The organism is Bacteroides sp. AM16-24, assembly GCF_003471885.1.
Classification (GTDB): domain Bacteria; phylum Bacteroidota; class Bacteroidia; order Bacteroidales; family Bacteroidaceae; genus Bacteroides.
This window is the reverse complement of sequence record NZ_QRKI01000008.1, coordinates 193,885-208,886: the sequence shown is the minus strand read 5'-3', so window position 1 is coordinate 208,886 and position 15,002 is coordinate 193,885. Positions and strand designations below refer to the sequence as shown.

Sequence of the window (15,002 nt, the reverse complement as noted above, 5' to 3'; positions counted from 1 at the left end):
TTATAAGTTTATATTTTATACGATTCTATTAGTGTATAAGATTCCAGTCAGCCTCTACTTTCATCGTTTTACCTTTTGTACGGATAATCAACGGATAGCAAGGCTTTACCGCTACATCTCCCGCTCCCGGTCCGTCTTTTACGGTCGGGTTTGCGGGTATTCCCGAGGCTTCCCCCAGCACCACTTCCATCACGTCTCCTTCAGAGACATTCAAGCGGACAGTAGCCGACGGAGTCCGACAAGTGAATCCCGGTTGATAAGGATAAGAATAAGTATTATGAATCCGTTCATGCACTTCACTGCCCGTGAGTGTTGTCGCCATCGGCTGCCCCTCTAAAACAGGTTTTTCATTGAAAAGAATCACATACTCATACAGATGAGAAGAATCGGAAGTACAAGTATATACATCTTGCAACTGAGTTCCTTTCAAATCCAGACTACGCTTCATATCAACTCCCGGATAAGCAGTAACCGTTTCAGCTTCGGCATATCCGCCGTCAGGACGGGATGTGAATTTCAACAGCTTGCCCACACTTCTCTTCTGATCTTTTGCATCCACCGTCACCGTATTATGCGACAGACTGCGTTTATACCATTTCAGATAATCAGGAACTCCATAACCGGAAGTTCCAAAGTCGGAAACCAGTTCATTCTTGCCATCATGAATTGTGATGGAAAGCTTGTCAGGATGTCCATGCCCGATGCCTTCGCCACCGAATTTCAGAACTACCGTGCGTGCATCACTGCGCAACAGACAGAATCCTGATGCGTCAAATGAGTAACTTTGCTGAATCATTTTTTCATCTGATGCATTTATAGTCTGATTGTTCAACAGAGCCTCCGGATCAAGACGTTTCTTCTGTGCATAGGTCAGCTCCAACACCCGTTTCAGCAACGGGTCATTATAACGGGCATCAGCAATCTCGTACAATGCCGATTGAGAAAGCAAATTAGCGCCATACCATCCGTCGCTATGTGCCGGAAAAGACAAATCGGGATAAGTACCCTTCACCGGTTCCACAAACATGTCGTGCAAGTCCCTGTCGAAAAGCCTGATTCCGCGGCACTTCACCGCATTAGCCGTGAACAGCAGGGCTTCCAACGGATAATAATGATAGTGCGGAGAACCTTCATTAATCCAGCCGTCACTGTTTTTATGCTTCTTCATCAAGAAATGGTAGCCATATATATTTTTATTGATTGCCACATCAATTATGGAATCGTTCTCCAACGCAACACCCAAAGCGACCAAACCGCTATTGTGCCACATTTGCCAATTGGCACCTGCCGGACGATGAAGCAACAGCTTTGCCGCAGGTTTCAGATAACCGTTCTCTATCGCCTTGATGTCTGCTGCGGACAAAGTAGGTTTTATTGCTGTATAAGTCATAGCCACTTTTGTCGCCCAACTCGACTCATCCAAGCTCTGTGCAAAAGCCTTTCCACTGTGCTTATCCGTAGCCTCCCTGGCAGAATTATGTTCAAACCAACCGTCATACTTGCTGGCATAATCCAGCAGCATAGTGCGGATATAATCGGCATAGACTTGTTTGTCCGTCGCCAAATAAAGATACATACACTGATAAAGATACTCCTTGTTCCGTGTGTGCACTTCATGAATCCATGCCCAGTCGTAACGGTTGTTCCCTATCCACTCTTTGTCACAAGCCGAACAATAATGTGCCAAAGGCTTATCCCAACGGAAAGTAAACAGTAAGTTATGTACCGGACAGAAGTAGTCGTGGAAATGTCCGCTTTCCTCTTTCGGCACTTCCATAGGATGTTTTCGTCTTTCTTTTATCTTCTGTTCCAGGTCTGCTATAATCTTCTTTCCCCAACGGGTTTTGGCCGATGCACGGATAGCCGCCACATCTTCCTCCGAGAAGAAGTAGAAACCTTCTGCGTTTTTCTTTGCCAAGATTGACCAGTCACCGGAATAATAAGCCTGATTCAACAAACGAAGTTTCGCCTCATCTCCCTGCCGGATAAACAGGTTCTCCAAATCCTTATATAAATAGAATTGCAACCAATAGCCACGGTTATACTTTTCGCGAGTAGTGGAGGCTTGCATCCATTTGGCATACCAAAGGGGCTCTATTCCATACTGACGCGCCACTTGCACCGCCTGATCCGCCTTTTTCCAGATGCCCTCCGACATCCGTTTACCTAACGCTACATAATCATTATAGGTAAATTTTGAAATATCAATCACCTCACAGGTGTCGTCAATACCCAGTTCCTTGAAATCTATCACAGTCTCCATCTGCATGTCACCATCCAGATCATACTCTATACGGTCGAAAAAACCATTGTTGTCACGGTCACTATAAAGTACAGTAGCAAAGCGCTTCGGGTCGCGGAAGTCCATCCACATACGATCCCATCCCTGAAAATATTCTGCATTCTGGTCGATACGCCAAACACCGGTTTCCGCTCCATAAAGATGTAGACGTCCGTCGAAACGGCTGATATAGAGCTGGGCATTTCCAGAGTTATCCATATCCCACTCACCCCGGTCACCGGCGGCATCACTCTGTTTGTTGTTGTCGATACCACCCTTATTCCATCCTACTTTAAACGGATCTTTAGGATCATAGAACTCTACACGTTCCCAACGGCTGCAATCGTCATCTTCATCATATACAAAGTTTATACGATTCCATTTGCCACGCTGGAAGATGAGTTCCTGTGCACTGTCATGGTCGGGATAAATCAGCTCCGTCAACTGGCGATAACGGGGGTCCATAAAGAATTTATCGGCCTCCAGCATTCCACGCAGATTTTTAACAGGATGAACCTGATCCATATAATCGAATCCTTCTCCCTGGAAACCAATCGTGAAATCAAAGTCGAATTCATTTCCGGTAGTGTTATCATTATCCAGATCAACTGCCAATGAAACCCAGTCCACCCGTCCTTCCAACTGGCGGTTTACATAACTATTGGAAGGTGCATTCGGATCATGAATCTTGGGCGAGTCCACCATACGGATAGCCATTTCCGTCAGATGGTCTCCATCCGGATCATAGAACAGGAAAGGGTTCTCCCAGTTCAAACGCAAATCCTTCATATCATACGTGGAAGTATGTATCTTCATGAAAGCCGTACGGCCGCTGTAATCCTCATAGAAATCGGACAAGCCACTGCGATCCCAGCACTGAAGGGTAAAATTATTCCAATTGATATAATTGAAGACATTGTCATGATCCAGATCGAGCATAATCATGTAATGCCCGTTGGGCCATACCTCTCCCGTACGTTCTTTCGGATACTCTACAACAATCTGCATATCCGCTTTCCCGTCTCCATCCGTATCTACCCAGTCGATAATCAAGTCGCCCTGACCTCCATAAATGCCATCCTTGTTGCGGTCAATCAACAGGCAATCATTCACCATATCACCTTCCAGGTCCCCTTCTTTCATATTGCCGTCATCATCCAGCCACAAGATGGGTATATCGTTGTGGGTGACAGACTTAATAGCATCCGGTTTCCCGTCTCCATTCAGGTCCAGATACTCCGGTTTATAGCCGGGTGGCGGAGGCGGCAAGCGTAAAGGCATCAGTTGGGTACGCAGATTCCAATAACTCTTCTTTGTCTCTTGTGCCCAGCTTTTCCCGGCTACTCCTATCCAAAGGAACAGAACGGCACAAGCTATTTTAAATAAATCGTTTTTGTTTTTCATGATATTTCCTTATTACCAGTTATCTGTTCTGAATGAAGATGCCGGAAGACCAGACATATTATAAAGGCAACCCTTTACATAATCCTTAAAGGCATAACGCACCGCGACAGGATGTTCCACCTCCGGGCTTGAGACAATAACCGTTTGCGCATCTTTACCAAAACGTGCATGGGCCGGATGAAATACTCTATCCTCACCGGCTACTTCAAAGCCATTCAAGGGTTGCCGATAAGTAGTCAATCCTTTACCCATTTCATCAAACGACAAGATAATTTTGTTACCCTCCGTCTGCATAGATTTATACAACGGCCCCGTTACCGGAAAGCCCTTCTTACCATAAGTACGCCCCAAGGCCAGATAAGCAAACCGATTGCCCACCGTTTCTTTCTCCATAGGGTGTATAGTGCGGTCATCGCCAACATCCGTCAGCACAATCATACCCGAAGAAGGAATAAGATGAAGGCATTTCACTTGCGCTTCACGCAGGTAAGCCGAATTCTTGCCTTTCCCCTCTCCTTTATTATAATTGAACGGAGCAATCTGGGCATAGTAGAAGGGGAATTCCCCTATTCCCCATTGTTTGCGCCAGTCGCTCACCAATGAGGGAAACAACTGCATATATAAATCAGGTGCATCCACATTTGCTTCCCCCTGATACCATAAACATCCCCGAATGCCATATCCAACCACAGGACTCAACATCCCATTATAGAGAATAGAAGCATTATGCACATCCGGCAAGTCTTTGTAAGGCGCTACACCTTCTTTACTCATCCAGGCTTCCACCCGTGAGCCTCCATAACTGGCATGGATAATGCCCACGGGAATACCCAACACCTGATTTAGTTTACGTGCAAAAAAGTATCCCGCAGCCGAAAACTCGGGAACTGTCTCCGATGAGGCTTCCTGCCACTCACCTTTACAATCAGTCAACGGTTCGGAGGTCATTTTGCTTCCTACTGTAAACATACGTATTCCGGGATTTCCTGAAGTCACAATCGCATCCAACGAACCCATCACCGGATCACTGTAACGACCGCCTACACGCATATCCATATTAGACTGACCGGAACAGAGCCAGACCTCACCAATCAATACATCATTAATTCGTACCGTCTCGCCGTCACTCATCTCAATATGGTAGGGACCACCATATACCGGTGTTTCCACTTTTACTTTCCAGCTACCCGATTCATTAGTCGTTACTGTATATTTTTTGTTATTCCACGAAGTCTTTATAGTAACCTTTTGCTGTTTCCGGTCACTGTTTCCCCAAATGGCAACTGAACTTTGTTGCTGCAATACCATCCCATCCGAGAAAAAGGACGGTAATGTTATTCGTGCCTGTACCCCACCTGCCCAGAGCAGGAAAGATACAAACAGGACTATTATAAAGCAGGATCGTTTCATAAGTTATTCTCTTACAGGCATCTTAAACGTCAGTGGAATCTCTTTCCTGAGCATGCGGGCAGCCTCGCCTGTCAGCCACAGATAATGGTCGGAAGGCTGTCCGTCCATATCAATAAACTTGGCCACATCACTAACCGGATGGTCTCCCGTACATTTAAAGATGGCGGTTCCCTCATCCACTTCATCAAACATGGCCACATAAATCATCTCGGCGCCCGCCAACATTGCAGTAGAAAGCTGCTGCCAATAAAAACGTCCTCCCTGACGGGGAATACTGCCAACAGGCTTCACGTCATCCGGGAATTCCAGTTTACTAAGATTGTGCCAACTGAATCCGGGAGTTACGGCAGGAACATAATCTACGCCATTCTCCTTACACCAACGGATATCTTCAATCACCAAGTCACGGAAGCGGTCCATGTCGTTATGCAACAAAGGAGAAAAACGCTGGACAGTCCATGGCAGAACTATATCCGCTTTCTTAATCACTGTATGCAGATAGGGGTCATTGATACAATCAGCCTCCAGATTACGCCAGAAAGTAGGAACACCCAACATCACCGTGCAACCACCATAAACAGGATCATTCTGCAAGAAGTCAATCAAACGGTCTAAACCGATGTTCCTGATATTATAAGGGCGGTCGGGAAAACCGACTCCCCATATAGCCACCACTGGCTTTCCATTATGATGCAGATAAGTCTTTTTTCCAGCCTGATTAGTTACCTTCTGATTGTCTACCAGTCTTTTCCAGTCTTCTATAATCAGGGAGCAATCTTCACCTGACTTTTTCAACCCGGACAAATCATACATGACAGCTATTGCACGGTCATACTTTGAAGCAGCTTCCAAGGCATTCGCTAAAATACGGTTAGGTACCGAGTTTTGCTGGTCTCCGCGGGTATAGCTAAAAAAACGTTGCACGAATACTCCATCCACTCCATACTCCTTCATCCACTTGAAGTGCAGGTCGACAGTAGACTTGTCCGCTGAACTGAATACACGTGCCTTTCTTCCATCGGCATGCTTGAAAGACGTCTCATAGGTCTTTTCATATTCACTGACATCAGGCCATGCATCAATAGTGCAATGTTTCTCGTCAAATTGCTTTCCGGTCCCATAATGACCATAGCCTTGATTGGTTCCATCCTGCGGGCCGCGAAACCAACCTTGGTATCCTGCCATAATCAATCCTTTGTAACTTGGATAAGAAGTTTCCTGAGAGTGTTTGGGACCGGCATAAGCCAACAGACTTATACCAAGTATACCCAATGTAACGAATAACTTATTCCTCATAATGTATTATCTTTATATCTGTTATTAAAAACTTGCTACCTATTCCACTTAATAATCTTTGCTGCAAAAGTAAAATCCACAGATTAAGCATTCAGCTATATTGCGCTTACCTGAGAATTAATTTTCAATTAAAATGAAACATTAATCGCCTTTTTATCAATCCGTAGGACCATCCATCAGCAAATCATGCTCCTTTCTCTTCACATTTTGATTTTGAAGATTGGTTCTATCCACATCAATAGCCATTACCCTAAACAAGTTCTTCCAGAAAGTACTTGTCTCTTTTGTCCATAAATGATAGTCGATCACTGAAAGAGCCAGATTCACATTTCCCAAAGGATAAGTAACCAAAGCTACTCCTTCCGGTTTATTCAAGGTTTCGTATAAAACAACCTGTGCACATTTCCAATGCTCGGCCACATTATTGAACAAGTTCCAGTCGGTACGTGAAGCACTGAATATAACTTCTCCTTTTTCTATCAGATTTCCCGTTAAACCATGTTTCAGGATATAGCGGTCACCATCCATCTCACTGAAATACAAGTCCGGGAGCTCAAAATGACTTCCCCAGGATGTGTTCTTATTTACTTCGAAAGCAGAAGCCCGGCGGTCGGTCAGTTTCACATCTTCCGGCAACCAGTCGCAAAAAGCCCCACTCAGTCCATTGCCGGAGCTAAGGGCAAGTAACATTCCCCCTTTCTTCTGCCACTTCTTCAAAATAGCCTGAACTTTTTGCAGGTCTTCCGCAGTGACTGTTTCGGCATCCATAATCCATAAATTGGCCTTTTGAGGCTTGTCAGTCAAGCTGATTCCTACTTTTGTTATAAAGTCGGCTAATTCAGGTTGAGGTGTACCCACCAGATAAGCAACTCTATACACCGGTTGAGGCGGTTCAGGTTTCACCGGATGCTTCACTTCTTTATAAGGTGCCCATGCTTCTCCTTTCAATGCCGCTTTCAAAGCATTGAACATAGGCAACGCCTTGTATAAAGGAAGCTGAGGGTCTAAACCCGGATTGAAAGTCGTGACGTAAGGTGGTATGCGTTCATACTGATAGCCCGGTTTTCCCTCTTTATAAGGTTTCCCGGCAAAAATGCCATCGGTAAGGTTCGGTAAGCGATTGAAAGTTAGTCATTGCTACTTCCAGCACCAACTCATTCTTGTCGACCCAAGGCTGCACAAACACATCTGTGATTCTCACCTCCGGCACTCCAAGCAGGTACACATCTTGCCAGATGCCAATCAGATCATCCGTATTGGACCCCGTAGGATAAGTGGCTCCCATCTTCTTGTATACAGGATGCGACTTATCAAACAACTTGGTGTGGCGAACACCTACCAACAATTCATTTTCTGCATCACGGTTAATATAGTCGGAAATATCCATGTCGAAAGGAAGATGAGAGTCAAAGTTATGGCCCGCTTCCCTACCATTAACTAAAACAATGCAATCTCCGGCAACGGCTTCAAAATGAAGTAAAACACGTTTCTGTGTCCATTCTTCCGGGATACGGAAGTTCTTCCGTAACCATCCCATGCGGGTATGTTTCCAATAGTCCGGATAACTTGGAAAATAAACAGAACCCGGAGCATACGGATTTTGTGTGCCATCACCTACATTGCTGCCTCTCCCCCAATCGTTCACGTTGATGGCAGAAGGTATTTTTATCTTTACTTTTTCCCATTTATCCGGTTGTGGCGCTGACAGTTCCGGAGCAATTCCTGAGCCGCTTTTCCAGGAAGAAGGAACAGGAATACATTGCAGTTCCCATAGTCCATTCAGGCAGACTTCATCGCGAAAAGGTTTCTCTTGTGCAGTGACCAGTCCCTCAGCCGATGAGAAATCACGTGGAAACACTACTGTCTGAGATTTAAGACCAGCCATCCCCAAAAAAGAAAGAACAGCTCCCAACAAACAGTACTTAAAGAAAATACTATTATTCATAACTGTTTAAATTAAATAATGGTCTACTGAGTATCTGTCTTCTAAGGAAGCCTAGTCGAAGAATCTGCTCTTCCATTATTAGTGCACCTTTGTGCCAAGGGAGTAGATCCTTCGACTACGCTCAGGATGAAATTCGATAGTTTACTGATTATCAACAGATAGCATTTACATTTCATTTACTTCACGATGTAAAAGCATTTACCGCAGAATGTAACGACCTTTACTGCCTATTGTAACGCTCTTTACCTCGGTATGTAACGGGCTTTACCTCTGCATGTAAATGAAGTTACCATTTGGAGTAAACAGACTTTCCACGAAAGGAAACGACCATGTATTCATAAGGCCAAACGCTACAATACCTACTTCTTGTCAGAACCATAAATCAGCCCCTCTCCCGATTTATTAAACCGAAATCCGGAGAGATAATAGTTATTAGTGAGTTCTATCGATTTTCCTTGTTCCCCCAGTCTTGCATATCCACCATCTCCGGCAGTCGGAGCTGCTATTTTCTGAGCGAAATAAGAAGTATACACATGCGCTTTGCCACCTCTGACATCTATACCCTGTGTACCGGAACGTGTGAAATTGGCCTGTTGGAATGACACAATACCATTGTTTATAATCGCCCCGAAAACAGGACTTCCCCAGAATGCACTATTGTACAAGATAAGTTTGGCATTAGGATGAACCTTACCGGTATTAACTTCATTTCCCATGAGAACATACGACCGCACCGGCTCATTGGGAATCTTAGTATTAACCAACTCTGAATTAACTGCAACGATCTTCGTATTCTTATCCGCATCTTCCACAAACAAAGAATAGGTGCATCCGTCGGAACCATGTCCTATAACGGTCATCTTTCCCGGATACTTACCGGTTATCGCATCTTTCAGGAAATGTATTCCGTATACCGAACCATAAACGAAATTGTTGAAAATAGTCTGGTTCTTGACATCCGCAAACTTAAGCGCACTGCAATTAGATTGCACAAACCGCATCATAAATACCTCCGGATACCCCTGTCCTCCTTCCGGAAGTCTCGACCCATAGTGAGGATTAAACTGCATATTGCGGATGAATCCACCTTCGGCTCCACCGCCAACCCAGATGCCTGCCCTTAAAGGCACACCACCCAGATAATCGACATAGTGCCACTGGTGTCATATGAAGCCAGATCTATACCTTTATCGCCTACTGCTATGGTTACATTGATAATATACACCTTGGGACCTTGTCCCTGTATCAAAAACGGAGTCTTTCGTGGGTTTGATGCACTGTAGCCATCAGAAGCAATATTGAGCTGTGCCAACGTAATGCCCCTGATGCCGGCATTGGCTTCAAGTTGTATAAGTGAAGCACCTTTTTCTCCGATAGTCCCACCGTCATAGTTGGTAAATATAGCAGTACCACCACTTTGCGTGTGATGTTGCACATCCCAAGAGCCTCTCAATTCAACTCCCGAAGGAACTTTGATAGGATTGTCCACCAGATATCTTCCGGCAGGCAAGTAGAGCGTACCGCCACCAGCAGCTTTCAACGCATCAAGTGCAGATTGCAGTTCAGCCGATACATCTTTCACAGGACGGTTATTATTAAAGCCTGTTGCCCTTGCCAGATCCGCTTTCAATACTTTATCCGATGCCGGTCTTGGGTGCACATCTATATTTGTTTTTACGTTTTTAGGTATGGGCTCAAAAAAGTACTTCTTCCCCGTAATCACTTCTACTTTGGCCGAAGTGCTGTGATTATCAACTTTCAGATTGCATTTATAACCCGAATTAACAGACTTCAGCGTATGCATATCCGCACCGAGATATACATGTCCAGCATTCTTCTTGAAATCACATTGGGACAGCAATACATTACCACTATTTATCTTAAGGGCATAATCCCCGTATTCACTAAATGTACAACTTTCAAATGATACGACTCCATCGCTGCCATCACTTACAACAGGTCCGTTGAAATCCACCCCATTGAATTGTACCGAAGTGCTGAAATCTTTGTAAAAATATACGGCATTGCCATCTTCGGGCGCTCCGAATGAAGAATTGGATATAAGTATGCCATACGGATTGACATCTTCCACATACAATCCATTCCCGCAATTATCTACATGTACCTCATACAACTGAGCATTCGGGGCATCGGCAAAGCCGGGTTCACGCCCGATCCATACGCCTGTCTTGTAACCTGACACACGCAGGTAAGAAACATATTCCCAGTCTGAACGGTGCATCTGGTATCCCGTGCCGTTCGCTTTTGTATAGGCTGTTACGTCAGCCAGAGAAGGTGCTCCCGGAAGACCGGATTTAGCCCAATACTCAGGACTAATCCTGACATTCTCAATACGCCCGATATCGGTACATACATGGACTTCGATACCCTTGTTTAGTGCTGTGATATAACTATCCAGCACATAGTGCAACTCACTCGGTGCAGAATTAAAACCGTTGTAAGAGTTGACGAGAGTGACATGCTCTATCGTAGCACAGTCTCCCTGAGTTTGGAACAATGTCCACGGATAGGGTTTCACATCATTGATGTCCTGCTCAGGATACCAGATAGAGAGATTAGTAACTCCGGTGCCTGCATTCATCTCGATGAATCTGTCAGCTATGCTTGTATAGGTCGTGCGAAGTGCATTGCCCGCCTGTCCATCGTTCCACCAGCTTTCAACACTTCCGTCATAGTTCGGTGCATCTTTACCGACACGCACTTCAAGAATGGTTCCGAGAACTTTTCCGTTATTGACCTCCGGATCAGCCCAGTCACCGCGAAGTTGCACTCCGGGATGGAGGCGCAAAACGTATTCAAAATGGAAATCTTTCTTGCTTTCCGAACGTCCCTGACGAACTCTGACATTCTTTGTACCAAGCTGTGTACTACGGAATTCATAATTTCCGGCAGGTATATACACTACCCCGCCGCCGCTTTTATAAGCAGCGTCAATAGCCGCCTGAAAAGCCGCCCTGTTGTCAAATCCCGGTTCGGCTTTAGCACCGAAGGCAGGGTCGGTCACAACAAAGTCGGATATCGCCCAGTCCTTTGTCGGATAAATGGTTTTGATACTCTGCTGGAGTACTTGCTGTTTTTGCGCTTGCGCACAAGCAATGTTCATAGGAAGCAACGCCAGCAGAATCAATATAGCCGCCGCCCCTAACTTAGAAGATGTTTTCATGAAAAGAGTATTTGATATAGTTACACAATATTTTCTTAGCCACTTCTGCAGGTCCCGACGAGTCATCCAGATTGTCTGCAATATCCAGTGAAGAGAAAATAATCTTTCCTTTTCCACAAGGAATGATTCCTACGGCTGTGCCTAACTCAAACGGAGTGCTCCGATAGGAACCAACTACCAATTCTTCTCCTTGCATACGGAAGCCAAACCTCTGGTCGCCATTCTTCACTACCGACTGGTAAGGCCAATTCAAGGCACCGTTCACAGGGAGCCCTGCAAACAAAGGATGCTCTTTCACAAAATGAATCCCGCCAATCCAGTTCTTTCCAACGTTATAATAACCGTTATATACAGTATTCGTATATTCTGCCACAGCCTTCATCCAGGTTTCGGTGGAGCCAAGCAAAATCAAAGTGGTGCCCTCATTCTTCACCCGCTCAAATAACTTCTGCGGAGCAATGGCGGCTGCACTCGGCCGGGACCATTTCAATTGTATCTGCCCGGACTGATGAGTCTGGCGATATACCACCCTCACTCTTACGGGCTTTCCGGCCTCCATAACTACAGGTCTGTCCTGCTTCATAGGAGAAGCATTATAATACTCATCAATCAACTGCCTGTCGTCAACGTACATACGCACGCCACGATTGGTTTCAACACCCAGCAAATACTGCCCGGACTCAGGCGGATATATATCACCTTCCCATATTACTGAGAAAGGCTGATTGGCAGGAACAGACTCATCAGGCTGCGCACCGTCTACAAAAGTCCGGTTAAGCTCCGTATCCGGCTTAATGGAAGCTACAATATTCATATCAGGCTCACTATACCAGGTGGCCTTCAATGTGGAATTTCCATTCTTATCCTTGAAAAAGTCTGAAGGTATGACAACAGGTTCATCCAACGATGAACGGTTCACAACAAGCCAGTCCAATTTGCCGGTTTCGGAAGTAAAGGCCGGAAGCTCTTTTCCGGTAGTTTTCTTATAGAAAGCGGCCACTTTGTCATTCTCACTTCCATAGTAAGCTCCATTACCAGCCAAGTCATTTGCCTGCCAGCCTACAGCCACCACTTCATCGTGCCCTTGGGCGCATATCTGCTGATTATCAGCTTTGATATCAGCCAGTATGCGATAAGTTCCCTCTTTAGCATTTATGGGAACCTCCACATTCTCCAGCAAAAGCTGCCCAAACGTTTCACCGCCTTCGATGCTGACTTTTTCATTCCGGGTATAAACCACTTTTCCATCGGGAGCAATCACTTTTATCTCCAAGATATGATTGCCTTTCAGATTCTTCTCATTCACGATATAGAAATCTACGATTGCACTGCCCGGAAGTTTTACTACCTGATTGCGCGAAGCAACGGCTACATACAGCGGTTGGTTATAGTACGCCAATATAGAAGCATCCCCTTTGGGATTGCGGTAGATGTCTACAATGCCGGAATGATTGTCATAAGGCATCGCTTCCCAGCCATTCACCATGTAGGCATCACCCAGATTCTGCATTCGCATCCCCTCAATGCGTCTGCCCTGATGTTCGAATGACACATTAGCCATAGAACGTGTCAGATCATCAAGAGTGCCGAAGTGAGAGGCAAGTCCTTTCTTCTGGAAATAATCAGTGAAAGCCTTATACTGGCTTTTCCAGAAAAGGCCATCCCAGCCGGTTTTACCGGTACGTTCTACTTCATCATTTATCAACTGAATACGGGGAGGAGTAGATATTGCTCCTTCTTCACCTCGCAAAAAGACTTCCGTGCGGTTGCCGGTATACATGATATTATCCTTCGGTCCTTTATAGTAGTTTTCCACCCAAGTCTCCGGTCCTCCGGCACGATGATTATCGTGCCATCCCTTCCGGTATAACGTTGTGTCAAATGGCAACATATGTGCTTTGGAATCCTCTTCTTTATCTTCACTACCTGCCCAACCGGACGTAAACGTCATAATTCTGCTGGGATCGACAGCATGTGCCTCACACATATCATTCATACGCTTGGCTACAAGCTCCTTATCCCGTGACAACCGACCGCCAAATTCATTAATCAGATTAAAGATTACGAGGCTCGGATGACTGCGGTCACGGCGAACCATACGTTTCAGTTTCTCATTCACAATTGTACGGATAAACGGATCATGGTTGGCCGAATGGAATGAACCCGGTTCTTCATAATAGAGCAATCCCAACTCGTCCGCTTTTTCAAGAACCACCGGACTACCTATGCAGCGATGGAAGTTCAACATATTCAAGCCCAACTTCTTAGCCGTAAGAATCTGCTTTTCGGCCATCTCGGTCGTTGCTATCAATCCCGTAACCGGGAAATATCCCCAACTGATGGCGCTTTTCAGCATCACGCGGCGACCATTGAGACGCAGTACCGCATCCTTCCCCACGCCATCTACAGTAAACCAACGGAAACCAAAATTCTTCTGGTCCTGATCGAGTATCTTTTTACCCTTCTTTATCTGAATATTGCAAGTATACAACTCTGGAGTGGCAAGGTCCCATAGTTTGGCATCAGGAACATTTACAGGTATTGTCACTTCATGATTTCCTGAAGGCAAAGATACTTTTTTCAATGTTTGCCGGAATACAACTTTATCAGGATTAGCTTTTTCGCTCACTGTAAGTTCAATATCCTGCTTCACATCAGCAGGCGTTTCGTTAGTGAAAGAAACAATAGCATTCACTTTTGTCAACTCAGGAGTATTCTGCATATAAATATCAGAAATGAACACAGGGTTCACACTCTCTAACCTAACCCTACCGATAATTCCACTGAAACTTCTTGCAGGAGGAATATTATACTCTCCCCATTTCAGTATATCAAAATCCTGCCAGTGGAAATTACCTCCGGGATTGGTGACACGTACTGCCAGTAATTGTTCTGTCCCCGGCTTGGCCTCATCCGTAATGTCTACCTGAAAAGGAGTTTCACCAATCAGGTCGTAAGCCACGAGTTTGCCGTCAAGATAAACTTCTGCACGCATTCTGACTGATTCAAAATAAATTATAAAGCGTTTATTCTTCTGGTCAGCAGGAATCTTAATCTTACGATACCACCAACTGACTCCCCGGAAATCTTCCGGACGGGGATTATCAGAAACGGTGAGATATTCTTCCACCGTACCCGGTACTTCGACAGAAACTGCATCAGGATTATTACTCAAAACCTGCCAGCCACCAGTAGGACGATTCACAGGCAACAAAGACAAGTCAGTTATCTCGTGCGGAAGGTAAAGGCGATCATTCTGCCAGCCCGCTTCCTTATCGAGCCATAGCGACCAGCCTCTTCCTGTCAACGGGAAGGTATATCTTCCTTCTCCGGCATTAGCAGAAAGGACAAAAAGGGGAAAAAATATAAAAAGAAAATACTTCTTCATAAATATCAGTATTAAAGGTTCAATCTATTACGAATCGTGCAGGATAAGTGATAAAACTACCTATAAGTAGTTACCCGATTACCTATAGGTAGTT

Annotated in this window: 8 protein-coding genes; all 8 read right to left on the bottom strand. The window is 45.1% G+C overall.

What is annotated here, in order from left to right; all coding sequences use genetic code 11:
• Positions 1-28 precede the first annotated feature (28 nt).
• Positions 29-3,685, bottom strand: coding sequence for a heparinase II/III family protein (locus tag DW182_RS11570; RefSeq protein WP_118295617.1), 3,657 nt, complete (start codon positions 3,683-3,685; stop codon positions 29-31).
• Positions 3,686-3,697: 12 nt separating this feature from the next.
• Entirely contained in the window at positions 3,698-5,095 is a 1,398-nt protein-coding gene (locus DW182_RS11565) for a sialate O-acetylesterase (protein WP_118295616.1), read from the bottom strand.
• 3 nt (positions 5,096-5,098) lie between these two features.
• Positions 5,099-6,391, bottom strand: a complete 1,293-nt coding sequence (locus DW182_RS11560) for a glycoside hydrolase family 71/99-like protein (protein ID WP_118295615.1) — start codon at positions 6,389-6,391, stop codon at positions 5,099-5,101.
• A 156-nt stretch (positions 6,392-6,547) separates the two neighbouring features.
• Entirely contained in the window at positions 6,548-7,363 is an 816-nt protein-coding gene (locus DW182_RS22495; protein ID WP_233564139.1) for a hypothetical protein, read from the bottom strand.
• Between the two features lie 100 nt (positions 7,364-7,463).
• Positions 7,464-8,336: a sugar-binding domain-containing protein gene (locus DW182_RS22490; RefSeq protein ID WP_233564138.1), complete on the bottom strand. Its 873-nt coding sequence runs from the start codon at positions 8,334-8,336 to the stop codon at positions 7,464-7,466.
• A gap of 359 nt (positions 8,337-8,695) precedes the next feature.
• Positions 8,696-9,466 (bottom strand): hypothetical protein, encoded by a 771-nt coding sequence (locus tag DW182_RS22485; RefSeq protein WP_233564137.1) that lies wholly within the window; start codon positions 9,464-9,466, stop codon positions 8,696-8,698.
• Positions 9,457-11,520, bottom strand: a complete 2,064-nt coding sequence (locus tag DW182_RS11550) for a glycoside hydrolase family 55 protein (RefSeq protein ID WP_233564136.1) — start codon at positions 11,518-11,520, stop codon at positions 9,457-9,459. Before DW182_RS11550 ends, DW182_RS22485 begins: the two co-directional genes overlap by 10 nt.
• Positions 11,504-14,908, bottom strand: coding sequence for a PA14 domain-containing protein (locus DW182_RS11545; protein ID WP_115502004.1), 3,405 nt, complete (start codon positions 14,906-14,908; stop codon positions 11,504-11,506). The genes DW182_RS11550 and DW182_RS11545 overlap by 17 nt, the downstream gene beginning before the upstream one ends.
• Positions 14,909-15,002 lie beyond the last annotated feature (94 nt).